Annotated in this window: 20 protein-coding genes and 3 pseudogenes; 14 read left to right on the top strand and 9 right to left on the bottom strand. The window is 65.7% G+C overall.

The annotated features are described in order from the left end of the window. Positions 1–13 precede the first annotated feature (13 nt). Positions 14–259, top strand: a pseudogene (locus LL972_RS05020) (EcsC family protein); the annotation flags it as partial. 10 nt (positions 260–269) lie between these two features. Here the strand turns inward: LL972_RS05020 and LL972_RS05015 are convergent. Continuing rightward, positions 270–800 (bottom strand): annotated as a pseudogene (locus LL972_RS05015) (transposase). 240 nt (positions 801–1,040) lie between these two features. Between LL972_RS05015 and mfd the strand changes: the two are divergent. Further along, on the top strand, positions 1,041–4,511 hold the full coding sequence (gene mfd / locus LL972_RS05010; RefSeq protein WP_228326643.1) for a transcription-repair coupling factor: 3,471 nt from the start codon (positions 1,041–1,043) through the stop codon (positions 4,509–4,511). 68 nt (positions 4,512–4,579) lie between these two features. Here mfd and LL972_RS05005 read toward each other — a convergent pair whose 3' ends face one another. Then, positions 4,580–4,927 carry a hypothetical protein gene (locus tag LL972_RS05005; RefSeq protein WP_228326642.1) on the bottom strand — a complete coding sequence of 116 codons (348 nt, stop codon included), beginning with the start codon at positions 4,925–4,927 and terminating at the stop codon, positions 4,580–4,582. Positions 4,928–5,021: 94 nt separating this feature from the next. On the opposite strand from LL972_RS05005, the gene LL972_RS05000 reads away from it, so the two are divergent. The 7 genes from LL972_RS05000 (at position 5,022) to LL972_RS04970 (ending at position 13,397) form a co-directional block, all read left to right on the top strand. Continuing rightward, a complete protein-coding gene (locus tag LL972_RS05000; protein WP_016905011.1) occupies positions 5,022–5,351 on the top strand; it encodes an STAS domain-containing protein in 330 nt (109 codons plus the stop codon). 16 nt (positions 5,352–5,367) lie between these two features. Next, entirely contained in the window at positions 5,368–7,377 is a 2,010-nt protein-coding gene (locus tag LL972_RS04995; RefSeq protein ID WP_228326641.1) for a chemotaxis protein CheA, read from the top strand. Between the two features lie 68 nt (positions 7,378–7,445). Further along, positions 7,446–9,602 carry a methyl-accepting chemotaxis protein gene (locus LL972_RS04990; RefSeq protein ID WP_228326640.1) on the top strand — a complete coding sequence of 719 codons (2,157 nt, stop codon included), beginning with the start codon at positions 7,446–7,448 and terminating at the stop codon, positions 9,600–9,602. Between the two features lie 10 nt (positions 9,603–9,612). Then, entirely contained in the window at positions 9,613–10,140 is a 528-nt protein-coding gene (locus LL972_RS04985) for a chemotaxis protein CheW (RefSeq protein ID WP_228326639.1), read from the top strand. Between the two features lie 28 nt (positions 10,141–10,168). Continuing rightward, positions 10,169–11,452 (top strand): EAL domain-containing response regulator, encoded by a 1,284-nt coding sequence (locus tag LL972_RS04980; protein WP_228326638.1) that lies wholly within the window; start codon positions 10,169–10,171, stop codon positions 11,450–11,452. Between the two features lie 2 nt (positions 11,453–11,454). Next, positions 11,455–12,261 carry a CheR family methyltransferase gene (locus LL972_RS04975; protein WP_228326637.1) on the top strand — a complete coding sequence of 269 codons (807 nt, stop codon included), beginning with the start codon at positions 11,455–11,457 and terminating at the stop codon, positions 12,259–12,261. Then, positions 12,258–13,397 carry a protein-glutamate methylesterase/protein-glutamine glutaminase gene (locus LL972_RS04970; protein ID WP_228326667.1) on the top strand — a complete coding sequence of 380 codons (1,140 nt, stop codon included), beginning with the start codon at positions 12,258–12,260 and terminating at the stop codon, positions 13,395–13,397. The genes LL972_RS04975 and LL972_RS04970 overlap by 4 nt, the downstream gene beginning before the upstream one ends. Before the next feature lie 25 nt (positions 13,398–13,422). Here LL972_RS04970 and LL972_RS04965 read toward each other — a convergent pair whose 3' ends face one another. The 4 genes from LL972_RS04965 to gpmA form a co-directional block, all read right to left on the bottom strand. Beyond that, positions 13,423–14,985, bottom strand: coding sequence for a phospholipase D family protein (locus tag LL972_RS04965; RefSeq protein WP_228326636.1), 1,563 nt, complete (start codon positions 14,983–14,985; stop codon positions 13,423–13,425). Between the two features lie 154 nt (positions 14,986–15,139). Then, complete coding sequence (locus tag LL972_RS04960; protein WP_228326635.1) at positions 15,140–17,239, bottom strand: M13 family metallopeptidase; 2,100 nt, start codon at positions 17,237–17,239, stop codon at positions 15,140–15,142. 250 nt (positions 17,240–17,489) lie between these two features. Next, on the bottom strand, positions 17,490–17,807 hold the full coding sequence (locus LL972_RS04955) for a hypothetical protein (RefSeq protein ID WP_024939360.1): 318 nt from the start codon (positions 17,805–17,807) through the stop codon (positions 17,490–17,492). 165 nt (positions 17,808–17,972) lie between these two features. Beyond that, positions 17,973–18,722 carry a 2,3-diphosphoglycerate-dependent phosphoglycerate mutase gene (gene gpmA / locus LL972_RS04950; protein ID WP_228326634.1) on the bottom strand — a complete coding sequence of 250 codons (750 nt, stop codon included), beginning with the start codon at positions 18,720–18,722 and terminating at the stop codon, positions 17,973–17,975. 103 nt (positions 18,723–18,825) lie between these two features. On the opposite strand from gpmA, the gene nfi reads away from it, so the two are divergent. The 3 genes from nfi to LL972_RS04935 all read left to right on the top strand — a co-directional run bounded on the left by nfi (position 18,826) and on the right by LL972_RS04935 (position 21,317). Beyond that, on the top strand, positions 18,826–19,539 hold the full coding sequence (gene nfi / locus LL972_RS04945; protein ID WP_228326633.1) for a deoxyribonuclease V: 714 nt from the start codon (positions 18,826–18,828) through the stop codon (positions 19,537–19,539). Positions 19,540–19,711: 172 nt separating this feature from the next. Further along, the gene (locus LL972_RS04940) at positions 19,712–20,602 is read left to right on the top strand and encodes a pirin family protein (protein WP_228326632.1); all 891 of its coding nucleotides are present in this window, start codon (positions 19,712–19,714) and stop codon (positions 20,600–20,602) included. A gap of 253 nt (positions 20,603–20,855) precedes the next feature. Further along, positions 20,856–21,317 (top strand): hypothetical protein, encoded by a 462-nt coding sequence (locus tag LL972_RS04935; protein ID WP_228326631.1) that lies wholly within the window; start codon positions 20,856–20,858, stop codon positions 21,315–21,317. Positions 21,318–21,416: 99 nt separating this feature from the next. Here the strand turns inward: LL972_RS04935 and LL972_RS04930 are convergent. Together LL972_RS04930 and LL972_RS04925 are read right to left on the bottom strand one after the other, a co-directional pair. Beyond that, positions 21,417–21,533 (bottom strand): annotated as a pseudogene (locus LL972_RS04930) (OsmC family protein); the annotation flags it as partial. 42 nt (positions 21,534–21,575) lie between these two features. Next, positions 21,576–22,433, bottom strand: a complete 858-nt coding sequence (locus tag LL972_RS04925; RefSeq protein WP_228326630.1) for a pirin family protein — start codon at positions 22,431–22,433, stop codon at positions 21,576–21,578. Positions 22,434–22,662: 229 nt separating this feature from the next. Between LL972_RS04925 and LL972_RS04920 the strand changes: the two genes are divergently transcribed. Further along, positions 22,663–24,735: a carbon starvation CstA family protein gene (locus LL972_RS04920; RefSeq protein ID WP_228326629.1), complete on the top strand. Its 2,073-nt coding sequence runs from the start codon at positions 22,663–22,665 to the stop codon at positions 24,733–24,735. Beyond that, positions 24,735–24,959 (top strand): YbdD/YjiX family protein, encoded by a 225-nt coding sequence (locus tag LL972_RS04915; protein ID WP_016904074.1) that lies wholly within the window; start codon positions 24,735–24,737, stop codon positions 24,957–24,959. Before LL972_RS04920 ends, LL972_RS04915 begins: the two co-directional genes overlap by 1 nt. Positions 24,960–25,593: 634 nt before the next feature. On the opposite strand, the gene LL972_RS04910 is transcribed toward LL972_RS04915, so the two are convergent. Next, a complete protein-coding gene (locus tag LL972_RS04910; protein ID WP_228326666.1) occupies positions 25,594–26,298 on the bottom strand; it encodes an HAD family hydrolase in 705 nt (234 codons plus the stop codon). Positions 26,299–26,390: the final 92 nt, after the last annotated feature.

Genomic DNA, 26,390 nt, shown 5'->3' with positions numbered 1-26,390 from the left:
ATGTGCGAACCCAGGCACGATCGGCGGTTTCTTCGGCCTGCCCGGGCTGCTGGTGGAGCTGCCGCTGACCACCACGCTGATGCTGCGTTCGATCGCCGACATCGCCCGCGCCGAGGGCGAGTGGCTGGACGATCCGGCGACCACCTTGGCCTGCCTGGAAGTGCTTGCGCACGGCGGCCGCAGCGCACGCGACGACGGTAGCGAGTCGGGCTACTTCGCGGTGCGCGCGGCGATGGCGCAACAGCGCAGTGCCGCCGCGCAATAAGAACTTATCCGTAAATTATGTTGACGTCCGCGGGGACCTTGCGGAAAGCAATGATGGCGGCAGCCAAGTGATTGAGTCTCACAAAGCTTCGCTCGAGCTTCTCGCCGCGCACGAGCAGCTTTTGAAACCGCTTGAACCCACTGTGGCAAACCTCGTCCACCCATCTCTGCGCCTTCTTGTTCGGATTGCGTTGCTTGGCGTTGGCCTCAGCGCGTCGGCCGACCACATGAGGGGTGTAGCCGTGATCCTCAATGGTGCCCAAGTGGGCCGCGCCACGATATCCCGCGCCAGCGCACAGATGTTTGCTTCGGCGATGCGGCGGACTAGCGCTCCTTGGGCAAGGTCTTCCACTGGCAACCTGTGCGCAGCACGAAAATGATGGCTTCGAACACCAGTCGCAGTGGTTTTGGCGGCCGACCTGCCCAGGTTTGCGCGTGTAAATCTTGTCCGCAACCGAGTGCACCGGAATCAGCGGCTCCACCCGTTGGCAGAACTCCTCGGTCACCACCCACGAATCCACACGCTTTGCCGGTATCGATCCAACGCCGCCCGACTCACGGCCACGATCGATAGCTCACCTATTTACGGGCAAATTCTAAGCGTTTGACTGCGCTTTCGGCTGTATATCCAACCAGTTGCTTGCCAAGGGTTGCCCGGTACAAGCATGTCGCTACGTAAGGCAGGGCTCTGCGGCGCTTGCGCGCAGACGGGCCGAGGCCGGCTTTCACGCCGGATGGACCGGCCGCGGGGGCCGCTCTGTTAAAATTGCGGGCTGATGCCGTCGCCAACCACCTTCCCCTCTCCGCCGCTGCCCAAGTCCGGCCAGCTCCGCGCCTATTGGCGCGCTCCGTCTTCGCCGACTGCATTGGCCTGGTCGATCGCACGCGCCGCCGAGGCGCATGCCGGCCCACTGCTGGTGATCGCCCGCGACAACCAGAGTGCGCATCAGATCGAGGCGGATCTACATGCCTTGCTCGGCGAGCATACGACGCTGCCGGTGGTGCCGTTTCCCGATTGGGAAACCCTGCCCTACGACCAGTTCAGCCCGCACCCGGAAATCATCAGCCAGCGCCTGGCGGCGCTGCATCGGCTGCCCGCGCTGATCCGTGGGGTGGTGATCGTGCCGGTGCAGACGCTGATGCAGCAGCTGGCGCCGCTGAGCTACATCGTCGGCGGCAGTTTCGATCTGAAGGTCGGGCAGCGGCTGGATCTGGATGCGGAAAAGCGCCGGCTGGAAAGCGCCGGTTACCGCAACGTGCCGCAGGTGATGGACCCGGGTGATTTCGCGGTGCGCGGCGGCCTGCTCGACGTGTTTCCGATGGGCGAAGCCACGCCGTTGCGGATCGAGCTGCTGGACGAGGATATCGACTCGATCCGCGCCTTCGACCCGGAATCGCAGCGCTCGCTGGACAAGGTCGAGGCCGTCAAGCTGCTGCCCGGCCGCGAAGTGCCGATGGACGATGCCAGCGTGGAGCGCGTGCTGGCCTGCCTGCGCGAACGTTTCGACGTGGATACCCGGCGCAGCGCGCTGTACCAGGATCTGAAGTCGGGGCTGGCGCCGTCGGGGGTCGAGTATTACCTGCCGATGTTCTTCAGCAAGACCGCCACCTTGTTCGATTATCTGGACAAGCGCGTGTTGCCGCTGGTCGCCACCGGCGTCTCCAACGCGGCAGACACGTTCTGGGCGCAGGCGCAGGACCGCTACGAACAACGCCGCCATGACGTGGAACGCCCGCTGCTGACGCCGGACGAGTTGTATCAGTCGCCGGACGCCTTGCGCGAGCGGCTCAACAAGCTGGCGCGCATCGAAGTCTGGGGCAGCGATCATCCGCGCGTCGACGAGGCCGCCGCCCTGGGCGACCAGCCGTTGCCGCCACTGCCGGTGGCGGCCAAGGACGCGCCGGCCGGCCAGGCGCTGGCCTCGTTCCTGGGTCATTACCCCGGCCGCGTGCTGGTGGCCGCCGATACCGCCGGTCGTCGCGAGGCCTTGATGGAAGTGCTGGCCGCCGCGCAGCTGAAGCCGGAGGTGGTCGCCGACCTGCCCGCCTTCCTGGCTGCCACCAAGCTGCGCTTCGGTATCACCGTGGCGCCGCTGGAAGACGGCTTTGCGCTGGACGCCCCGCAGATTGCGGTGCTGACCGAGCGCCAGCTGTTTCCCGAGCGCGCCAACCAGCCGCGGCGCAGCCGGCGGGTCGGACGCGAGCCGGAAGCGATCATCCGCGATCTGGGCGAGCTGTCCGAAGGCGCGCCGATCGTGCACGAAGACCACGGCGTGGGCCGCTACCGCGGGCTGATCGTGCTCGATGCCGGCGGCATGCCCGGCGAGTTCCTGGAAATCGAATACGCCAAGGGCGACCGGCTGTATGTGCCGGTGGCGCAGCTGCATCTGATCAGCCGCTACTCGGGCGCCTCGGCCGAGACCGCGCCGCTGCATTCGCTGGGCGGCGAGCAATGGACCAAGGCCAAGCGCAAAGCGGCCGAAAAGGTCCGCGACGTGGCGGCCGAATTGCTGGAAATCCAGGCGCGCCGACGCGCGCGCGCCGGTCTGGCCCTGCAGGTGGACCGGGCGATGTACGAGCCGTTCGCGGCCGGCTTTCCGTTCGAGGAAACCGCCGACCAGCTGGCCGCCATCGATGCGACGCTGCGCGATCTGGGCAGCAGTCAGCCGATGGACCGCGTGGTCTGCGGCGACGTCGGCTTCGGCAAGACCGAGGTGGCCGTGCGCGCGGCATTTGCCGCCGCCAGTGCCGGCAAGCAGGTCGCCGTGCTGGTGCCGACCACGCTGCTGGCCGAGCAGCATTACCGCAATTTCCGCGACCGCTTCGCCGATTACCCGATGAAGGTGGAAGTGCTGTCGCGCTTCAAGAGCACCAAGGAAATCAAGGCCGAGCTGGAGAAGGTCGCCAGCGGCGAGATCGACGTGATCATCGGCACGCACCGGCTGCTGCAGCCGGACGTCAAGTTCAAGGACCTGGGCCTGGTCGTGGTCGACGAAGAGCAGCGCTTCGGCGTGCGCCAGAAGGAAGCGCTCAAGGCGATGCGCGCCAACGTGCATCTGCTCACGCTCACCGCAACCCCCATCCCGCGCACGCTCAACATGGCCATGGCCGGGCTGCGCGACCTGTCGATCATCGCCACCCCGCCGCCGAACCGGCTGGCGGTGCAGACCTTCATCACTGCATGGGACAACGCGCTGCTGCGCGAAGCCTTCCAGCGCGAGCTCAGTCGCGGCGGGCAGCTGTACTTCCTGCACAACGATGTGGAAAGCATCGTGCGCATGCAGCGCGAACTGTCCGAACTGGTGCCGGAAGCGCGCATCGGCATCGCCCACGGGCAGATGCCCGAGCGCGAGCTGGAACGGGTGATGCTGGATTTCCAGAAGCAGCGCTTCAACGTGTTGCTGTCGACCACGATCATCGAATCGGGTATCGACATCCCCAACGCCAACACCATCATCATCAACCGCGCCGACCGTTTCGGCCTGGCCCAGTTGCACCAGCTGCGCGGCCGCGTCGGTCGCTCGCATCACCGCGCCTACGCGTATCTGGTGGTGCCGGATCGGCGCTCGATGACCTCCGATGCGGAGAAGCGCCTGGAGGCAATCGCTTCCATGGACGAGCTCGGCGCCGGCTTCACCCTGGCCACGCACGATCTGGAAATCCGTGGTGCCGGCGAGCTGCTGGGCGAAGACCAAAGCGGGCAGATGGCCGAGGTCGGTTTCAGCCTGTACACCGAGCTGCTGGAACGCGCGGTGCGCAGCATCCACCAGGGCAAACTGCCGGATCTGGATGCCGGCGACGAGGTCCGCGGGGCCGAGGTCGAGCTGCATGTGGCCTCGTTGATTCCCGAGGATTACCTGCCCGACGTGCATACGCGCCTGACCCTGTACAAGCGCATCTCCAGCGCGCGCGATGCCGATGCATTGCGCGAATTGCAGGTGGAGATGATCGACCGCTTCGGCCTGCTGCCGGATCCGGTCAAGCACCTGTTCGCCATTGCCGAGCTCAAGCTGCAGGCCAATGCGCTGGGCGTGCGCAAGCTGGACCTGGGCGAACACGGCGGCCGCCTGGTCTTTGAGGCAAAACCGGCGATCGACCCGGTCGCGGTGATCCAGATGATCCAGAAGCAGCCCAAGATCTACACCATGGACGGCCCGGACAAACTGCGCATCAAGCTGCCGCTACCGGAAGGCGCGGACCGCTTCAACGCTGCGCGCGGCTTGCTGACGATGCTGGCGCCAAGATAGAAATCGCCATTCGCTCGGTTGCGCCTGCTTTGCGCAGCGTGCTCGACCATGCAAGACGCAAGGACGCGTCAACAACGTTGCAATCTCTGCGCCAAGTGAATTAAATCCAATGCGGCATTTTCACTAAAGCCCATCGCTCCATGCGATGCCGGTGCGTGGTGCATGCTGCCTGTTTCATGCGTTTTTCTCAGCGGCGGTCGTGCACACATCCAGGCTGCACGCATTAAAGAAGTCGGCTGAAATGCGGCTATCTGTCCTGCGGGACTGTCCAGGACATTGGTTTCCTGAGCCTGCTTGCGACAAAGCTGAGCAATTAATGCCCAGGCAGTGATGGATTTCTCAAATCCGTCACTGCACTGAATTTGGCCTAAATATTCCTGCCACGCGCCGATACCTGCATGGACCGGCGTGATCATCGTGTGCAGCACTGCCCACGCAAGCCCACGCCGGAGCGACCTTCTTCCGCGTCATGGCACGCTCCCCTGCGCCATCGCATCGCTTGAGGCATCAATGAACACGCCACTGTCCGATCTACCTGCGCCGCTGACGCTCGCCCTGGAAGGCGAGATGACCATCCGTCGCGCTGCCGAACTCAAGCCGCTGCTGCAGCCGGCCTTGCTGCATCCGGGCGGACTGCACCTGGACCTGGGTGCGGTCAGCGAGATCGACACCACCGGCCTGCAGTTGCTGCTGGCGACCAAGCAGGCGATCCAGGCTGATGGCCGGCCGTTCTCCCTAACCGATTCCAGCCGCGCGGTGGTCGATGTGATCGAACTGCTCGGCCTGCTCGAAGCCTTGTACCCGCATGCGGTTGCGGGTATCGGCGAACGCATTCACTAACGGACCGGCAACGCGTATGGATATGAACCAGCTGATGCAGACCTTCCTGGCCGAGAGCCGGGACCTGCTCGAAGACATGGAACGTCATCTGCTCGAAGCCGAGCGTGGCGAGTCCTCGCCCGATGCGGTCAACGCGATCTTCCGTGCGGCGCACACCATCAAGGGCTCGGGCGGCCTGTTCGATCTGCCGCAGCTGGTTGGCTTCACCCATGTCGTGGAAAGCGTGCTGGACCTGGTACGCGACGACGCGCTGACGCTGAGCTCGGAACTGATCGCGCTGCTGCTGGTGTGCTGCGACCACATCCATGCCCTGGTGGAAACCGCTGCCGACCCCGCCCACGCCGATGCCGACGCCCTGGCGGCAGAGGCCGAACCCCTGCTGGCGCAACTGCAGACCTACCTGCAGGCCAGCGCATGCGGTGTCACCGCCACCGCCCTCCAGCACAGCACCCCGGAAAAACAGAGCGGTTACTGGCGTATCACGCTTAAACTGTTCGCCGACGCGCTGCGCTACGGCAACTCGCCGCTCAAGCTGATCCGCAACCTGCGCGGGCTGGGCTCGGTCGAGTCGATCAGCACCGATGTCAGCCAGCTGCCGAGCTTCGAAGCGCTCGATCCGGAAGCCAATTATCTGGGCTTCCAGATCCTGCTGCGCAGCGATGCCGACCGTACCGCGATCGAGGACGTGTTCGAGTTCGTACGCGAAGACTGCGATCTGGACATCACCTCGGTGCCGGCACCGATGGACGCCACCGCCATGCCTGCGAGCGAGCCGGTCGTGGCTGCCGCCGCGCCGGTCGTCGGCGTGCTGGCTGCCGTTCCGGCCGCAACGCCGGCACGCGCAGCCCAGGACACCGGCGCACGCAATGCCGACGCGCGCTCGATCCGCGTGGACGCCGACAAGCTCGATCGCATGATCGATCTGGTCGGCGAACTCATCATCGCGGTGGCCGGCACCAATGCCAACGCGCAGCGCACCGGCGATGCGCAGCTGTTGGAATCGGCCTCGATCCTGGCCGGCCTGGTGGAAGAGGTGCGCGAAAGCGCCCTGCAACTGCGCATGGTCAAGATCGGCTGCACCTTCAGCCGCTTCCAGCGCGTGGTGCACGACGTTGCGCGCGAACTCGGCAAGGACATCGCGCTGGTCGTGGCCGGCGAAGACACCGAACTGGACAAGTCGGTGGTGGAAAAGATCGGCGACCCGCTCACCCATCTGGTGCGCAACGCCATGGACCACGGCATCGAACCGGCGGACGTGCGCGTGGCGCGCGGCAAGCCCGCACGCGGCACCGTTGGCCTCAACGCATATCACGACTCCGGCAGCATCGTCATCCAGATCACCGACGACGGCGGCGGCCTGAACCGCGACCGCATCCTGGCCAAGGCACTGGAACGCGGCCTGATCGAGCCGGGCCGCCAGCTCAGCGACCGCGAGGTGTTCGCGATGATCTTCGAGCCGGGCTTCTCTACCGCCGAAAAGGTCACCAACCTGTCCGGGCGCGGCGTTGGCATGGACGTGGTCAAGCGCAACATCACCGCGCTGCGCGGCACCGTGGAGATCGACAGCACTGCCGGCGTGGGCACCACCATCTCGGTGCGGCTGCCGCTGACGCTGGCCATCATCAACGGCTTTCAGGTCGGTGTCGGCAAGTCGGTGTTCGTGGTGCCACTGGACGTGGTGGAGGAATGCGTGGAGTTCACGCCCGACTACAGCAGCGACTACATCGACCTGCGTGGCAGCGTGCTGCCGTATGTGCGCCTGCGCGAACTGTTCGCGCTCGGCGGCAGGACCCCGGCGCGCGAAAGCATCGTGGTGATCCGCCAAGGTACCCAGCGCTTCGGCCTGGTTGTGGACACCTTGCTGGGCGAATGGCAGACCGTGATCAAGCCGTTGTCCAGGGTCTTCGCACAGGTCAAGGGCATCAGCGGTTCGAGCATCCTGGGCAGCGGCGATGTCGCGCTGATTCTCGACGTGCCCAGCCTGCTCCAGCAATTGCATCCAAACCAGGACGCCCTGGCGGCCTGAGTACCTGTACCAGCACTCCCCACATCACCGCCTCATTCGTTGTTCCCTGACCCCAGGAAGCTGCCGCCATGTCACACCGTCTCCCGATCGCCACGCAGTTGTGGTTCACCGCCGCCCTCGCCCTCGCCTTGCCCGTCGTGGTGGTGGTCGCCGGCTTTGCGCTGACGCTGTCACACGGCGCCCTGCTCGCCGCCAGCGTCCTGGCCGCACTCGTCAGCGGTGCGTTGCTGCTCCATGCGATCCGCATCGCGACCGGCTCGCTGGAGCTTGCCACCACCACGCTGGATGCCTTCGCACGCGGCAACTTCGCCGTCGCCTTGCCGCAGCTACGCGATGAGCAGGCCTGCGAGGTGCTGCGTGCACTGCGCAAGGTGCAAGGCAACATCGCCCACGTCAACGAGGAGATCAATCGCGTTTCGCAGGAGCACGATGCCGGCGAGATCGATGCACGCATCGACGTGGCGCGTTTCGACGGCGACTTCCGCACCACCGGCGAAGGCATCAACCGCCTGGTCGCCAACCATATCGCGGTCGAGAAGCAGCTCATGGCCTGCGTGGCCGAGTTCGGCCGCGGCAACTTCTCCGCCGAGCTGGAACGGCTGCCGGGCAAGAAGGCCTTCATCAACGAGATCGTCGAGCAGATCCGCGGCAACCTCACCGGCATGGTCGCCGAGGTCAACCGCATGGCGGCCGAGCACGACGCCGGCGATATCGACGTGGTCATCGACAGCCAGCGTTTCAGCGGCGATTTCCGCCGCATGGCCGAAGGCATCAATGCGATGGTGGCCAGCCACATTGCGGTCAAGAAGCAGGCCATCGCCTGCGTGGCCGAATTCGGCCGCGGCAACTTCACCGCGCAGCTGCCGCTGCTGCCGGGCAAGAAGCGCTTCATCAACGAGACCCTGGAACAGGTGCGCGGCAACCTCACCGGCCTGATCCGCGAGATCAACCACATGTCGGCCGAACACGAAGCCGGCGATATCGACGTGGTCATCGACAGCAGCGGTTTCGACGGCGATTTCCGCAGCATGGCCACCGGCATCAACCAGATGGTGGGCGCGCATATCGCAGTCAAGAAGCTGGCGATGGGCGTGGTGGCCGAATTCGGCCGCGGCAACTTCGAGGCACCGCTGGCGCAGCTGCCGGGTAAGAAGGCCTTCATCAACGACACCGTGGAGCGTGCGCGCGGCAACCTGCGCAGCATTTCCGAGGTGATCCAGGTGATGGGCGCGATGGCCGACGGCGACCTCACCCACACCGTGGAAGGCCGCTACGAAGGCGCCTTCGCCGACATGCAGCGCTACGTCAACACCACCATGAGCCGGCTGACCGAGATCGTCGATGAGGTCAACCGCAACGCCGAAAACCTGGCCAGCGCCTCCGAGCAGGTCAGTGCCACCGCGCAGGCGCTGGCCCAGGCCGCCAGCGAACAGGCGGCCGGGGTGGAAGAGACCAGCGCCTCGCTGGAACAGATGACCGCCTCCATCGCGCAGAACACCGAGAACGCGCGCGTCACCGACAGCATGGCTGCCAAGGCTGCCAGCGAGGCGGCCGATGGCGGCGACACCGTGCGCGCCACCGTGGTGGCGATGAAGGACATCGCCAAGAAGATCGGCATCATCGACGACATCGCCTACCAGACCAATCTGCTGGCGCTCAACGCCGCGATCGAGGCCGCGCGCGCCGGCGAGCACGGCAAGGGCTTTGCGGTGGTCGCGGCGGAAGTGCGCAAGCTGGCCGAACGCAGCCAGATCGCCGCGCAGGAGATCGGCGAGGTGGCCGGTTCCAGCGTGGACCTGGCCGAAAGCGCCGGCCGCGTGCTCGGCGAGATGGTGCCCTCGATCCGCCGCACCTCCGACCTGGTGCAGGAAATCGCCGCGGCTTCCGAAGAACAGACCGCCGGCGTCAGCCAGATCAACACCGCCGTCGGCCAGTTGAACCAGACCACGCAGTCGGCTGCCGCCAATGCCGAAGAACTGGCCGCCACCTCCGAAGAAATGAGCGCGCAGGCCGAACAACTGCAGCAGTTGATGGGCTTCTTCCGCCTCGGCAATGGCGGGCGCGCCGCGGCATCGACCAGCAACAAGCCGGGCCCGCGCCGGATCGCAACGCATGGCAGCAGCACCGCGGTCAGCACGCCGCCGCGTCGCAGCAACGTGCGCCAGATCAGCGCGGTGGCGGCCACCGCCGATGCGATCGACGAATCGCAGTTCGCCAGCTTCTGAGGACACGACGATGCAACCGCACAGCGCAGCCAGCACCACGCCAACTGCCGTCGCGCCGCCATCGACGGCGCCACAGCAATACCTGACCTTTCTGCTGGGCAAGGAAATGTTCGGCCTGGGCATCCTCGGCATCAAGGAAATCATCGAATACCGCGCGCCCACCGACGTGCCGATGATGCCGCCGGCCCTGCGCGGCGTGATCAACCTGCGCGGCGCGGTGGTACCAGTGGTGGATCTGCAACAACGCTTCGGCCGCAGCGCCAGCGCGATCACCAAACGCAGTTGCATCGTGATCGTGGAGATCGCCCATGGCCAGAAACATCAGGTGCTCGGCCTGTTGGTGGATGCGGTGAGCGAAGTGCTGGAGATCGCGGCTGACGCCATTGCCGACGCGCCAAGTTTTGGCGCCGGCATCGCACGCGAGTGCATCCATGCGATGGCCAGGATTGGCGACCGCTTCGTGATCCTGCTCGACGCCGATACGGTGCTGGGCAACGACGCGCTCGCCCAGCTACCTGTCGCCGATCTGGCAGCCTGACATGTTCGGCATGCAAGCAAGGACTCCCATGCGCCCCACCCTTCTCTCCTGCAGCTGCGCGCTGGACGGCCCGGTACTGGTCGTCGACGACAGCGTGGTCCAGCGCGAACACGCCATGGCGCTGTGCCGCCAGATCGGCGCTGTCGCGGTCGACGGCGCGGTCGATGGCCACGCCGCGCTGGCCTGGTTGAGCAGCGCGATTGCGCCATCGCTGCTGCTGATCGATCTGGAAATGCCGGGCATGGACGGCGTGCAGCTACTCGATGCACTGGCACGCGGCAAGTACAGCGTGCCGGTGGTGGTGGTCTCCCAGCGCGGCGGCGCCCTGATCGATGCGGTGATGCAGCTCAGCCGCAGCGCTGGCGTGCGCGTGCTCGGCGGCATCGAAAAGCCGATGCATCTGCAGGACCTGGCCACCGTGCTGGAGTGCGAACCGGGACTTGCCACGAACGCGCCCGCGTTTGCACAGCCGGCGATATCGCCGCTGATGTCCAGCGGCGGCGCGGCTGCGTCGCGGCTGGACCGGGCCATGCGCCGCGGCGAGATCCGCGTGGCCTACCAACCCAAGCTCGATCTCAAGGATGGTCGCCTGCGCGGTGTGGAAGCACTCGCCCGCTGGCGCCGCCCGCAAGGCGACATGATCGGACCGGACCGCTTCATTCCGCTGGCCGAACGCGAAGGCCTGATCCACGCATTGACCCAGCAGGTGATCGACCTGGCGATCGCGCAACTGGTGGAGTGGCGCACAGAAGGCTTCGAACTGAGCCTGGCGTTGAACCTGTCGCCCAACCTGCTCGGCGAGCAGGGCTTTCTCGAACAACTGTGCGGCAAGCTGGGCGACAACGGCCTGAGCCCTGCCGATCTGGTGCTGGAACTCACCGAAAGCGCCATCGTGGAGCCGGCCAACGCCTTGAGCATGCTGGCGCGCCTGCGCCTGCATGGCTTCGGGCTGTCGATCGACGACTACGGCACGGGATTCTCCTCGTTGCAGCGCCTGGCCAGCATTCCCTTCACCGAACTCAAGCTGGATCGCAGCTTCGTGCATGCCGCCCATCGCAGCCGCAGTCAGCGCACCGTGCTCGAATCCACGCTGGAACTGGCGCACCGGCTCGAACTCACCGCCGTGGCCGAAGGCGTGGAAACCCCGGACGACTGGCGCCTGCTGCGCGAGCTGGGCTGCGACCTGGCGCAAGGCTATCTGATGGGCTCACCGATGCCCGGGCCGATGCTGTCGGAATGGTGGCGCGAACACGCCGTGCGCATCGCACGCCTGTGCGGCAACGCGCTGCCCAGCGATGCGGATGTCGCCTGACCATGAGTACAGCCACCGCCATCACCGAACAGGAATTCGGCCGCTTCCAGCGCTTCATCTTCGAAGCAGCCGGCATCAGCATTTCCTCCGGCAAGAAGGCCATGTTGTGCGGCCGGCTGGGCAAGCGCCTGCGCGAACACCAGTTCAGCACCTACACGCAGTATCTGCAGTTGCTGGAAAGCCGCCAGGACCGCGCCGAGATCCAGACTGCGATCGACCTGCTGACCACCAACGAAACCTACTTCTTCCGCGAGCCCAAGCACTTCGAGCTGCTGCGCAAGCTGGCCGGTGAACATCGCGGCGGCCTGCCGTTCCGCTGCTGGAGCGCGGCCAGCTCCAGCGGCGAAGAGGCCTACAGCATGGCGATGGTGCTGGACGACAGCTTGCAGGGACGGCCGTTCGAAGTGGTCGGCAGCGACATCAGCACCCGCGTGCTGGCCAAGGCGCGCACCGGGCATTACGCCCTGCAACGCATCGACGGCATTCCGCAGGCGTATCTCAAGCGCTATTGCCTGCGTGGTCAGGGCGAGTACGACGGCACCTTGCTGGTGGAGCGACGCCTGCGCGACCGGGTCAAGTTCGTGCATGCCAACCTCAATACGGCATTGCCGATGCTGGGCAGCTTCGATGCGATCTTCCTGCGCAATGTGATGATCTATTTCAATGGGCAAACCAAGCGTGAGGTCATCCTGCGCGTGCTGTCCAACCTCAAGTCGGGCGGCTATTTCTGCATCGGTCATTCGGAAAGCCTGAGCGAACTCGACATCGATCTGGTCCAGGTGGCACCCTCGATCTTCCGCAAGGCCTGAGCCAAGGATCCGCCGTGTCGACAGTCTTCAACCGCCCTGCCGCCAGCCCCATTGCCCGCACCGATACCATCAAGGCCATGGTCGTCGACGACTCGGCGGTGGTGCGCCAGGTGCTGGTGGGCGTGCTCAACGACGCGGCCGACATCGAGGTCATCGCCACCGCGGCCGATCCGCTGCTGGCGATCGAGAAGATGCGCAAGCAATGGCCGGACGTGATCGTGCTGGATGTGGAAATGCCGCGCATGGATGGCATCACCTTCCTGCGCAAGATCATGAGCGAGCGCCCCACCCCGGTGGTGATCTGTTCCACGCTCACTGAAAAAGGCGCACGCGTCACCATGGATGCCCTGGCCGCCGGAGCGGTGGCCGTGGTGACCAAGCCGCGGCTGGGGCTCAAGCAGTTCCTCACCGACTCGGCCGAGGAACTGGTCAATACGGTGCGCAGCGCCGCACGCGCCAGCGTCAAACGGCTGGCCGCGCGGGTTGCCGCAGCGCCGCTGGAAGCGGAGGTCAAGCACACCGCCGATGTGATCCTGCCGGCGCAAAGCGGGCGCGCGCTGGCGCAGACCACCGAGCGCATCGTCGCCATCGGCACCTCCACCGGCGGCACCCAGGCGCTGGAAGAAGTGCTGACCGCGTTGCCGCGCGTCTGCCCCGGCATCGTGATCGTGCAGCACATGCCGGAAAAATTCACCGCTGCCTTCGCCGCGCGCCTGAATGGTTTGTGCCAGATCGCAGTGAAAGAGGCCGCCAACAACGATCGGGTGATGCCGGGCCGCGCACTGATCGCGCCCGGCGGCAAGCACCTGCTGCTGCGCCGCAGTGGCGCGCAATATTTTGTCGAAGTGATGGAAGGCCCGCCGGTCAACCGGCACCGTCCGTCGGTGGATGTACTGTTCCGCTCGGCCGCGCGCGCGGCCGGCAGCAATGCGCTGGGCATCATCATGACCGGCATGGGCGACGACGGCGCCGCCGGCCTGCTGGAAATGCGTCAGGCCGGCGCGCGCACGGTGGCGCAGGACGAACACACCAGCATCGTGTTCGGCATGCCCAAGGAAGCAATCAAACGCGGCGGCGCCGACCGCATCCTGCCGCTGGGCGCGATGGCGCGCGAGATCGTGACACAGCTGCAGTAGCGCGCCGCACGCACAAACAGCGGAATTACAACTGCGACTCCAGCGGCAACCAGCCCATCACCGTCGCCGCGCCACGCCGCCACACGCTCGCGGCCGGCTCTTGCGACCACACCTCGGGTGGCTGCGCTGCATCGTCGTGCCAGCGCAGCGCGCCCTGCTCCAGGGTCACGCGGTAACTCAGCGGCGCACTAATCTTGCGGTTGTAGACCTGCTCCAGCTGCGCGGCCACCGCGCGATCGTTGAACAGCAGGCCCATCTCGGTATTGAGGTTCATCGAGCGCGGATCCAGATTGAACGAACCGATAAAGCCGCTGCTGTCGTCCACCACGAACGCCTTGGTGTGCAGGCTGGCCCCACTGGACCCGAACAGGCTACCGTCCGGCTTGCCCATCGGCTTGAGCTCGTGCAGGCGCACGCCTTGCGTGAGCAAGGGCACGCGGTAATCGGCATAGCCGCTGTGGACGGCAACCACATCGTTTGCCGCCAGCGAGTTGGTCAACACGCTGACGCGCACATTGCGCCGACGCAACGCGCCGATCCAGCGCAGGCCTTCATCGCCCGGCACGAAGTACGGCGAGATCACCTTCAGTTCGCGCTGCGCATGCGCCATCTCGCCGATCAACACCGGCGTCATCCAGTCCGCCTGCGGCGGTGCGCCCTCGGCCTTTTCCGGCGGATCGGAAACGATGCGCGCCTGGTCCAGCCAATGCACCTGGCGCTGCCCCTGCGTCAACGCCTGCACGCTCGGCGACCGGCGCAGCCGCTCCACATACGGATGCGCGCGTGCTGACTCCAGGCCGGCATCCAGGCTGCCGCGCAACGCATCCAGTGCCTGTGGCTTTGCGGTCACCAGCGCGGCCAGCGGCAAGGCGTTGGGGCTGTTCCAGTATGCATCGAAGACCTGCTCGGCCTGGCCCACGGCCGGCCCCATCAATGCCGCGTCCATGTCCATGAAATTGGTGTCGCGCGCCGCATCGAAGTATTCATCGCCCACATTACGGCCGCCCACCACCGCCATCCGGCCATCGGCAATCCAGGCCTTGTTGTGCATGCGGCGATTGATGCTGAACATGCGCAGCACCATCTCCACGCCGCGCATCAGCGTGCCTTCGCGCGCACGGGTGGGATTGAACAGACGTATCTCGATCATCGGGTGGCTGTCCAGCGCCGCCAGCACCGAATCGCTGCCGTGGATGTTCATGTCGTCCAGCAGCAGGCGCACGCGCACGCCGCGGTCGGCCGCATGCAGCAATTCGTTGTGCAGCAGGTTGCCGGTGAAGTCCGCATGCCAGATGTAGTACTGCAGGTCCAGGCTGCGCCCTGCCGCACGCGCGGTGAGCGCACGCACTGCGAACGCATCGACGTTGTCGGGCAGGATCACCATGCCGGTCTGACCGGCATGTGCCTGCTGCAGCGGCGCGACCACCTGATCGATCGGCGTGGCGATCGCCGTGGCAGGCAGCGCGTGGCTCACCGCACCACGCTGACGATCGGCAAAGCGCCCGTAGCCGTACAGCGACAGCACGCTGCCCAGCAGGAGCACCAGTGCACCGATGCCGACCCATTTGATGATTTTTCGCTTTGTCACTGCTGCCCCCGTGTTGCAGAGCGCGGCAGTCTAGACGCTGCACCTGCATGTCGATGTGCAGACGCAAGCGCACAAGCGAGCTCGACAAACCCGCAAAAGCAGCGGGTTTTCCAGCACGAACTGTCGCAACAGTCCGCGCCGGATGCGATGCCGCTTACCAGATCGCAACGCGATCCTTGTCGCCACGCACCATCGCATCGCCCGGCTTGCACTGGAACGCCTGCGCAAATGCCGGCATGTTCGACGGCGCACCATTGGCGCGGAAATTGGCCGGCGCATGCGGGTCGGTGTTCAGGCGCACGCGCAATTCGCCGTCGGTGAAGTTGCGGCGCCACACCGTGGCCCAGTTCATGAAAAAGCGCTGGTCCTGCGTATAACCGTCGATGTCCTTGTTGGCGTCGGGCTGTTCCTTCAATGCCATCTGCAGCGCGTCATAGGCCACGGTCAAGCCACCGAGATCGCCGATGTTCTCACCCAAGGTCAGCCTGCCTTTGACGTGGACGCCGGGAATCGCCTCATAACCATCGAACTGTGCCACCAGTTGATCGGTGCGCTGGGTGAACAGCTTGCGGTCCGCATCGGTCCACCAGGTATCGAAGTTGCCCTTGGCATCGAACTGGCTGCCCGAGTCGTCGTAGCCGTGCATCATCTCGTGCCCGATCACCGCGCCGATCCCGCCGTAATTCAATGCCGGGTCGGCCTTGGGGTCGAAGAACGGCGGCTGCAGGATTGCCGCCGGGAACACGATCTCGTTGCGCGTGGCGTTGTAGTAGGCATTGACCGTCTGCGGGGTCATATGCCACTCGCGCTTGTCGACCGGCTTGCCGATCTTGTCCAGCATGTAGCGATAGTTGAATGCCTGCGCGGCCTGCATGTTGGCCAGGAATCCGTCGCCGCGGGTCTCCAGGCCAGACCAGTCGCGCCACTGATCCGGGTAGCCGATCTTGGGCGTGAAACTGGCCCACTTCTCCAGCGCGCGCTGCTTGGTTTCCGCGCTCATCCAGTCGAGTTTTTCCAGCCGCGCCTTGAGCGCCACCGAGAGGTTCTGCACCAGTTGCTGCATCTGCTGCTTGGACTCGGCCGGGAATGCGGACTGCACGTACAGCTGGCCCAATGCCTCGCCCATCGCCTCATTGACCGCATTCAGGGTGCGCTTCCAGCGCGGCAGCATGTCCTGCTGGCCACGCAGCGTCTTGGCATAGAAATCGAAGTTGGCCTGCTCGAACGGCTTGGCCAGATACGGTGCCGCCTCATCCACGCTGTGGAAACGCAGGTAGGCCTTCCAGGTCTCCACCGGCGTGTCGGCCAGCATCGCATCGAGTTCGGCGAAGTAACCCGGCTGGCTCAGCGAGAACGTTCCGGCCGGCACCTTGAGTGCGCTGAAGAACGCCTGCCAGTCGAAATGCGGGGTTACCGCATTGGCACCGGCCACATCGACCGGGTTGTAGCGCTTGGCCGGGTCGCGCAGTTCGATGCGCGACAGCGAGGCGGCGGCCAGGCGCGTTTCGAATGCCATCACCGCCTTGGCTTGCACGGCCGCATGCGCGGCGGGAATGCCGGACAACTCCAGCACGCGCGCGATGTAGGCCACGTACTGCTCACGGATCCTGGCCTGCGCCGGATCGGTGTAATAGCCCTTTTCCGGCAAGCCCAGACCGCCCTGGCCCGCGTAGGCGATCATCTGCTCGGAATTCTTGTAGTCGGCATTGGCGCCGAACGAAAACATGAAGCCCTGGCCCTTGGCATAGCTGTCGCGCAACCACGCGGCAATGGACGGCGCATCGGTCAGCGCATCGATCGCCTTCAGCTGTGGCTGCAGCGGCGTGATGCCGGCGGTGTCAATCGCCGCTTCGTCCGAGCCAGTGCGCCACAGGTCGGCGATCTTGGCATCCACTGAACCGGCCGACAGGTTGCCGCGCGCCAGTTGCTCCACCAGCGCGTGCTGGATGGTCAGCGAACGCTCGGCCAGCACTTCGAAACTGCCCCAGCTGGTGCGGTCCGATGGCACCGGATTGGCCTTGAGCCACTTGGCATTGACGAAGCCGTTGAGGTCCTGGCACGCGTTGATGGCCGGATCCAGGTCGTTGATGCCAAAGGCCACGATCGGTGCATCGAGCTTGGACACATCCACCCTGGTCGGTGCGGCAGGCGTTGCGGCCGGTGCCGGCTTGGCGCTGTCGTCGGAACTGCCACACGCCGAGAGCGTCACCGCGATGGCCACCGCAAGCGACAGTGGCGCGAATTTGCTCAACATCTTTCCATTCTCCAAGGCAGACGACCGCGTCAGACGCAGTCAAAAAAGTAGGCAATCAGCGCAGACACACCAACCACACCATCATCGCAACGGCACCGCAACGCCCTGACGTCCGGTGCCGCGCCTTATCGAAGAACGCACAACGACCCACAAGACACTGCGCGTCAGCTGGGCACGCGCGTGCCAGCGCCATCTACCGCCACGGAAACCACCCAAGCAGTCCGGCGCAGCAGCGCGCCATCGACTGCGGTCATTTGCGTGCGTACATCGGCGCCATCAGCAGATACACCGGATACGCCAGCGCCATCAGCACCAGCGCGACCTCATGCCCGGACGCTGCCTCCGCCCAGGATTCCATCTGCCGCGACGGCCCCAAAAAACCGAACATCAGCAGCGCCACGCCCATGACGCAGATCAGCAGCGCCACGCCGATTGCCGAAGCGGACACGCTGCCCCAGGCCAGCACCGCGAACGCCGCACTGCCACCGGCCAACAGCAACCCCAACGTCACCAGATACGCGCGGCAGTAGGTGGCACTCATTTGTTGCCTTTTACGCTTGCTGGACATCATGTCTCCCCTGCAAGAACACACGCATGCAGTTATGCGGTACCTGTTCGATCCGCGAACAGGCACCGCCTGCGTGTCAAACCCGCACGCCTCACTCGAACGCGCGCTGCAAAACCCACGCCACGCTGCGCGCCATGCACGCAGCGCAGCCGGCGGATGCGGCGATTACTTCGCCTTGCCCTGGTTGGCCACCGCGTCGGCGGCACGCTTGGCCGCTTCCGGGTCGCCCAGATAGCGATAGCTTTGCACCTGCAGGTTGTCGTCCAGCTCGAACAGCAACGGGATGCCGGTCGGGATGTTGAGCTCCAGGATCTGCTCGTTGGAAACCGCGTTGAGGTACTTGTACAGCGCACGCAGCGAGTTGCCGTGCGCGGTCACCAGCACGGTCTGCTCGGCCTTCAACTGCGGTGCGATCGCGTCGTGCCAGTACGGCAGCACGCGCACCAGCGTGGTCGCCAGTGACTCGGTACCCGGCAATGCATTGCGATCCAGCGTGGCGTAGCGACGGTCGTGACACGGATGCCCCGGATCGTCGACATCCATCGCCGGCGGCGGGATGTCGTAGGAGCGGCGCCAGATCTTGACTTGTTCCTCGCCGTGCTTGGCCGCCGTTTCGGCCTTGTCCAGCCCCTGCAGGCCACCGTAGTGGCGCTCGTTGAGGCGCCAGCTCTTGGATACCGGCAACCAGTCCTGGTCCAGTTCCTTCAACGCGCCCTGCAGCGTATGGATGGCGCGCTTGAGCACCGAGGTGTGCGCCACATCGAACTGCAGCCCTTCGTCCTTCATCAGCTTGCCGGCCGCCGCGGCTTCCTGGCGGCCTTGCTCGGTGAGTTCCACATCCACCCAGCCGGTGAAACGGTTGTCCAGGTTCCATTGGCTCTGGCCATGGCGCAGCAGTACGAGTTTACGGGTCACTACGGTTCTCCGATTGGGGGCCGATCAGCCTGCGATTGTAACGGCAGCCAGCGCATCGCAGGCGTGCACGACATCGCCACGGCCAGCGCGCGATGCTGCGGCCATGCAAACGATCGATCCCGTCTTTGCCGGTTGGGATGGCAGCGTCATCCAGGCGCGAAAGTTGCAACAGCAACTGGCACACCGCGTGGTGCTGCAGGACCAGGCCGGCGCGACACCGCAACTGCTCGCCGGCTTCGACGTCGGCTTCGAAGACGACGGCCAGACCACACGCGCGGCAGCGGTGCTGCTGGATGCAGACACGCTGATGCCGCTGGAAACGCACGTCGCGCGCGTGCCCACGTCGATGCCGTACGTGCCGGGGCTACTCAGCTTTCGCGAGCTGCCGGCCTTGCTGCAGGCGCTGGCGCTGCTGTCGCGCCCCCCGGATCTGGTCTTCGTCGATGGCCAGGGCATCGCGCATCCGCGCAAGCTCGGCATCGCTGCGCACTTTGGCGTGGTGACCGGCTTGCCCAGCATCGGCGTGGCCAAGCAACGCCTGGCAGGCAGCTTCGTCGAGCCAGGGCCCGAGCGCGGCGACCACAGCCCGATCCTGCTGGGTGGCACGCAAATCGGCTGGGCGTTGCGCAGCAAGCTGCGCTGCAATCCGCTGATCGTCTCGCCCGGCCACCGCGTCTCGATGCAGGGCGCGCTCGACTGGACGCTACGCACCCTGCGCGCCTATCGCCTGCCCGAGCCCACGCGCCTGGCCGATCGACTGGCCTCGCGGCGCGGCGAGATCACACTGGACACCACGACCTCCGGACAGCTGTTCTAGCGCGCGGTGGTCACCTGCAATCGCGCGGCATGCGCCGCTCGCCATCGAAGACACACAACCAGTGCTGCCACGAGACACTGCCTTCGGGACGATCTGTCTTGGTGGAGCGCTCGCCCGGCCGCGTGCGCGCATGCAAAGCTGGCGACCACTCCAGCCACTCCGAGCCGCCGCCATGACCACCTTGATCGCTCCCCGCGTGCATGACATCGGCGGGCTGGAAGTGCGCCGCGCCGTGCCTACGCTGCAGGCGCGCAGCGTCGGCCCGTTCGTGTTCGTCGACCATATGGGCCCGGCAGTGCTGGAGCCCGATCACGGCATCGACGTGCGCCCCCATCCGCATATCGGCCTGGCCACGGTCACCTTTCTGTGGTCCGGCGAGATCGGCCACCGCGACACCTTGGGCTCGGACCAGGTGATCCGCCCCGGCGACGTCAACTGGATGACCGCCTGCCGTGGTATCGCCCACTCCGAACGCACGCCCGGCCCCGAGCGCGCCCGCACGCATGCGCTGCACGGCATGCAGACCTGGATCGCGCTGCCGCGCTCGGCCGAAGAGACCGCGCCGGCCTTCCATCACCACGCTGCCGCCAGCCTGCCGCAGCAACGCCGCGATGGCGTCTGGCTACGCGTGATCGCCGGCCGCGCGTACGGCGAGGAATCGCCGGTGCAGGTGTTCAGCGGCACGCTCAACGTCGCGCTGGATCTGCAACCGGAGGCGGAGATCGACCTGGACACCGGCCACGCCGAACGTGCGCTCTACATCCTGGAAGGCGAGGCGCAGCTGGACGGCGCCGACGTGCCCGCGCGCCACCTGATCGTGCCCTCGCCCGGCAGCCGCGGGCGCCTGCGCGCCAGAACGCCGCTCAAGGCGATGCTGCTCGGTGGCGAGCCACTGGATGGGCCGCGCCACCTGTGGTGGAACTTCGTCTCCAGTTCCAGGGAGCGCATCGAGCAGGCCAAGGACGATTGGCAGGCCGGTCGCTTCGGCAGCATTCCCGGCGACGACAAGGAATTCATTCCACTGCCGGAAACCCCGGCGCCCAAGCCGGTCAACTACCCCTGACGGCAGCCGGCAGCCGGGCAATGCCGCGCAACCCACCCAGGTCTCGCAACGGGAGTGTCCGCGCGCACGACCGATTGCAGCCCAGCCTGCGAATTGCGCTTGAGCTTGCAGCCACACCTGTGGTAGTGATGTCGTCATAGGTTGGGGACAGGTTGCGTGCGGGCACAGCCGGGCGGGGAGCGCACGGGCTGATGCCGCGACACGGTCGACAACGCTGTCCCTGCGCAGACATCCAACGCCGGGGAACACTTGAATGAAGTCCGCATCCTGCCTTGTCGGCCTGAGCCTGCTGTTAGCCGCCACCACCGTTCACGCCCAAACCTCACCCGTCTGCCCGCCGTTGCCGCCCGCCTCCGGGCTGCAGTGGAGCGAGCTTGCGGGTGCGGACTATCTGTTCTGCAAGGCCATGACCGCAGACGGTCGCCAGGTCGTCGGCGTGATGCTGACCACCCGCGACCCGGCGATGACGCTGACACGCGACCGCCGCGCGGAGAAAGGCCAGATCCAGCAGGAAGATTTCTACTGGTACAAGCTCGACCTGGGCGGCCGTGAGCTGCCGGGCATGGAATCGCGCCGCGTTACCGTGGTCGAGCTGGGCAAGAAGCGCTACGCCCAACTATGGATCGACGGCGCCAATACCGAGGAACTGGCCTCGATGCAGTCGCTGGTGCAGAACATGGATCTGCAGCCCGCCAGCCTGGCATTGCAGCGCTGACGCAAGCGGTAGCGCCGGGCCAGGTGCTGCCGACCTGGTACGGCCCGTCGGGCGCGCCGGTTGCACGCACGCCGTCGCGTACCCGGCGCGCCTGCGCTTTCAAATGCTCGCTGCACTTCCTGACGCGTTGCCGTCGCCTTGCAATGCCGTCTCGATCCGCACCTCGCCGGTGAGCAGGCGATGGAGCGGGCATTTGTCGGCCACATCCAGCAGCCGGTCACTCATGCCGCTCTCCCACGCGTGGCTGGAGCGGGCGGCTCAAAACCGGCCCTCCTGGAAATCGACGAAGGCCTGCATCAATTCCTGCTTGGTGTTCATCACGAACGGTCCGTGGCGCATCACTGGCTCGTTGAGCGGGCGGCCCGCCACCAGGATCAGCTGCGCACCGTCGGCGCCGGCCCGTAGCGTCAGGCGCTCGCCACCGCCCAGCACTGCCAGTTCCTGCGCCGGCAGCGCGCGTGCGGCATCGCCCTCGCCCACCGTCACCGCACCTTCGAACGCGTAGGCAAACGCGTTGTGGCCGCTGGGCAGCACGTAGTCCCAGGCCGCATCCGGCGCCAGCGCGATATCCAGGTACACCGGCTCGGTGGCCGGTTGCACGATCGGGCCGCGCACCTCGCCCACCGCGCCGGCGATCACCTTGACCGTGACACCGGGCGCCGGCTGCGCGACCGGAATGCTGTCCGGTGCATATTCCTGATACCTGGGGTCGGTCATCTTGTCGCGCGCCGGCAGGTTCACCCACAACTGAAAGCCGCGCATGCGCCCGGACTCCTGTTCGGGCATTTCCGAATGGATCAGCCCGCGGCCGGCGGTCATCCACTGCACACTGCCCGGGGTCAGCAGACCCTCGTTGCCGTGGTTGTCCTTGTGGCGCATGCGCCCATCGAGCATGTAGGTCACCGTCTCGAAGCCGCGGTGCGGATGGCTTGGGAAACCGCCGATGTAGTCCTCGGCCTTTTCGGTGCCGAACTCGTCGAGCATCAGGAACGGGTCCAGATCCGGCAACTGCTGGGTGCCGATCACGCGGGTCAGCTTGACCCCGGCGCCGTCGGAGGTCGGCATGCCGCGGATGGTGCGCAGCACGTGTGCTGCTGCGGTGGTGGTGACGCTCATTGACCTCTCCCTGCACGAATGACTGGCTCGAATAATGGATGCAGCCGGCACGCGGCCCAACCGCGACCGGCGCAACCGATCGTTCCAAAACCCGCTGGCGCAGCCGTACGCTCCAGCATGCGCCGACAGGACGCTCTACAACTAAAGTTTTACCCCGGCCCGGAACGGCGCCATTGACCCCGGGCGGGCAGAGGGTGACCCTTGGGTGAATCGTTCCTGAGGGGCATGCATGAAAGGGTTCTCGAAGCTGGCCTGGGGCGCGCTGGCGCTGCTGGCCGCGTTCTGTCTGGGCACCGTGGCGCTACGCCGCGGCGAGCACATCAACGCGCTATGGATCGTGGTGGCGGCGGTGTCGATCTATCTGATCGCCTATCGCTTCTACAGCCTGTTCATCGCCGACAAGGTGATGCAGCTGGACGTCACCCGCGCCACGCCGGCGGTGGCCAACAACGACGGCCTGGACTACGTGCCCACCAACAAGCACGTGCTGTTCGGCCATCACTTCGCCGCGATTGCCGGTGCCGGGCCCCTGGTCGGCCCGGTGCTTGCCGCACAGATGGGCTACCTGCCCGGCCTGCTGTGGCTGGTGGTCGGCGTGGTGTTCGCCGGCGCGGTGCAGGACTTCGTGGTGCTGTTCCTGTCCAGCCGCCGCAACGGCCGCTCGCTGGGCGATCTGGTGCGCGAGGAAATGGGCCAGGTGCCCGGCACCATCGCCTTGTTCGGCGCCTTCCTGATCATGATCATCATCCTGGCGGTGCTGGCGATGGTGGTGGTCAAGGCGCTGGCCGAAAGCCCGTGGGGCATGTTCACCGTCATCGCCACGATGCCGATCGCGCTGATGATGGGCGTGTACATGCGCTACATCCGGGTCGGCAAGATCGGCGAGATTTCGGTGGTCGGCCTGATCCTGCTGCTGGGCGCGATCTGGCTGGGCGGCAAGGTCGCGGCGGATCCGAGCTGGGGTCCGGCGTTCACCTTCACCGCCAAGCAGATCACCTGGATGCTGATCGGCTACGGCTTCATCGCTTCGGTGTTGCCGGTGTGGTTGCTGCTGGCACCGCGCGATTACCTGTCCACCTTCCTCAAGATCGGCACGATCCTGGCGCTGGCGATCGGCATCGTGGTGGTCATGCCGGACCTGAAGATGCCGGCACTGACCCAGTTCGCGTCCACTGGCGACGGCCCGGTGTGGAAAGGCGGCATCTTCCCGTTCCTGTTCATCACCATCGCCTGCGGCGCGGTCTCCGGTTTCCACGCGTTGATCGCCTCGGGCACCACGCCCAAGCTGCTCGCCAACGAAGGCCACATGCGCTACATCGGCTACGGCGGCATGCTGATGGAATCGTTCGTGGCGGTGATGGCGCTGGTGGCCGCATCGATCATCGAGCCAGGCATCTACTTCGCTATGAACAGCCCGGCCTCGCTGGTCGGCAGCGACACGGTGGCCGTTGCGGCCAAGGTGTCCGAGTGGGGCTTTGCGATCACGCCCGAAGTACTGGAAGCTACGGCGCGCGACATCGGCGAGCACAGCATCCTGGCGCGCGCCGGTGGTGCGCCCACCCTGGCGGTAGGCATTGCGCAGATCCTGCACCATCTGCTGCCGGGCGAAGACACCATGGCATTCTGGTACCACTTCGCGATCCTGTTCGAAGCGCTGTTCATCCTGACCGCAGTGGATGCCGGTACGCGTGCGGGGCGTTTCATGCTGCAGGACCTGCTGGGCAACTTCATCCCGGCGCTGAAGAAGACCGAATCGTGGACCGCCAACATCATCGCCACCGCTGGTTGTGTGGCGCTGTGGGGCTATCTGCTCTACACCGGCGTGATCGATCCGTTCGGCGGCATCCAGACCCTGTGGCCGTTGTTCGGCATCTCCAACCAGATGCTGGCCGGGATCGCGCTGATGCTGGGCACGGTGGTGCTGTTCAAGATGAAGCGCGACCGCTACGCCTGGGTCACTCTCGTGCCAGCGTTGTGGCTGCTGATCTGCACCACGTATGCGGGGCTGATCAAGATCTTCGACAGCAACCCGGCGCAGGGCTTCCTGGCGCAGGCGCACAAGTACCAGGACGCCATCGCCAGCAACACCATCACCGCGCCGGCCAAGACGGTGGCGCAGATGCAGCAGATCGTCACCAATGCCTACGTCAACACCGGGCTGACGGTGCTGTTCCTGTTCGTGGTGGGATCGATCCTGGTCTACGCGGTCAGGACAATCGTGATTGCGCGCCGCAATCCGCAGCGTAGCGACCGCGAAACCCCGTACGTGGCCTTGCAGTCACACCAGATGGCGGACCTGTAATGGGCACCCAACTCGTTCTTGCCAGCCAATACCAGGTGCATCGCCGCATCTGGCGGCGCCTGATCCAGACCGCACGCCTGTGCTGCGGCATTCCCGATTACGACAACTACGTGCGCCACATGCTGGAGAAACACCCCGACAAGCCGGTGATGGACTACCCCACCTTCTTCCGCGAGCGGCAGGATGCACGTTACGGTGGCAAGAGCGGGTTTCGCTGCTGCTGACTGGATGACCGGATAAGTGGCGAGTTGAAACGCAACAGGGCGCGATGCGAATCGCGCCCTGTTGCGTTGATGGCTTGGGATAGGCCGTAGCGTCCTCTCGCGCTCACCTCCGCGGGACATCCCACAAGAGCAGCTGATAGACGGCTATGCGGATGGATCAGTTGTGGGGCGGGTGATCTGCGGCCTGGCTGCAGGGCCCCTGCCCGCCCACCATCGCAGGACACGCCGCAAGTACGTCCCTGTAGGCTCTGGCGCGGCATCCATGCCGCTCAAGGTCCCGCGACGGTGGGCGGGCAAGGACCAGTCGAAATGGTCGGTGTGCGTGGTTTTCAACAAAGCAGCCAGCACACTGTCTGGCGCGGTGTCCTCGCCGGTTGCGGGACCGTGGGGCGGCATGGATGCCGCCACCGAGCCCCCAGGGACGGGTTCACGGCGTGTCCCGCAAGCGGTGAGGGCAGCTCGCCCTCGACTCACCGACCAGACTCACCGAGCTTTTGACCTAAGCTTTTAACTACGGCTCAACAGCTCTGTGATCGCAAGTCGATTGCACGATCTGGCCCGGTCAGTTGCAGAACGCGATGGCTGCGACTTCGCCGCCATCGACACCGCATTCAACATCTATTGTCAGCAGCGCTCAGCCAGCGCGTTTTTGCGCGAGCCGCTTGAACAACGCAGGCAAATCGCGCATATCGTCGAACACCGCCAGCACACCAAGGCGACGCAAGGTGTCGGCATGTCCCTGCGGGATATGGCTGGCACCCGTAAAACCCAGCACCTGCATGCCGGCCGCCAACGCGGCAGTCGCACCGGTGGGGCTGTCTTCGATCACCAGGCAGCGCTCCGGCGCAACGCCCAGGGTGCGTGCAGCCAACAGATAGACATCCGGCGCCGGTTTGGGCCGCTCCACCATATCGGCACTGAAGATGTGCCCCGCCGCGCGCGTGGTGAGCCCCACCCGTTCGACCGAGGCGATCACATTGTGGCGGCGGCTGTTGGAGGCGACCGCCAGCGGCAACGGAATCTGCTCCAATGCGTCGCGCACACCGGCAATCGGCTGCACCTCGGCCTTGATCAAGGCTTCGCTATGCGCCTGGATCTGAGCCAGCAAGGTCTCGGGCAGCTGCACGGCGAAGTGTTCCTGTACGCGCAGCAATACCTCACGCGTGGTCTGCCCGAACGTTGTCCCGAGCAAATGCTCCAACGCCTCGGCCGGCACGAAGGCCGCCAGCGCCTCGCGCATCACCCGGTCGGCCAGTATCTCGCTGTCGACAAGCACGCCATCGCAGTCGCTGATCAGTAATTCGTAGACCATTGCACCCATCTGCTCGCAAAGCACCATTATGCCGGCCGCGTTGTGACCGTTGGCTGTGGCAGATTGCATACGCGTGTGAGACCCATCGGGAGGCATCGGCAGCCTGCCGGCACCACCAC

It is taken from the genome of Xanthomonas campestris pv. asclepiadis (genome assembly GCF_020784175.1).
Lineage (GTDB): Bacteria > Pseudomonadota > Gammaproteobacteria > Xanthomonadales > Xanthomonadaceae > Xanthomonas > Xanthomonas campestris_D.
The sequence above is the reverse complement of the archived record's forward strand: the minus strand, read 5'-3'. Positions and strand labels throughout refer to the sequence as shown.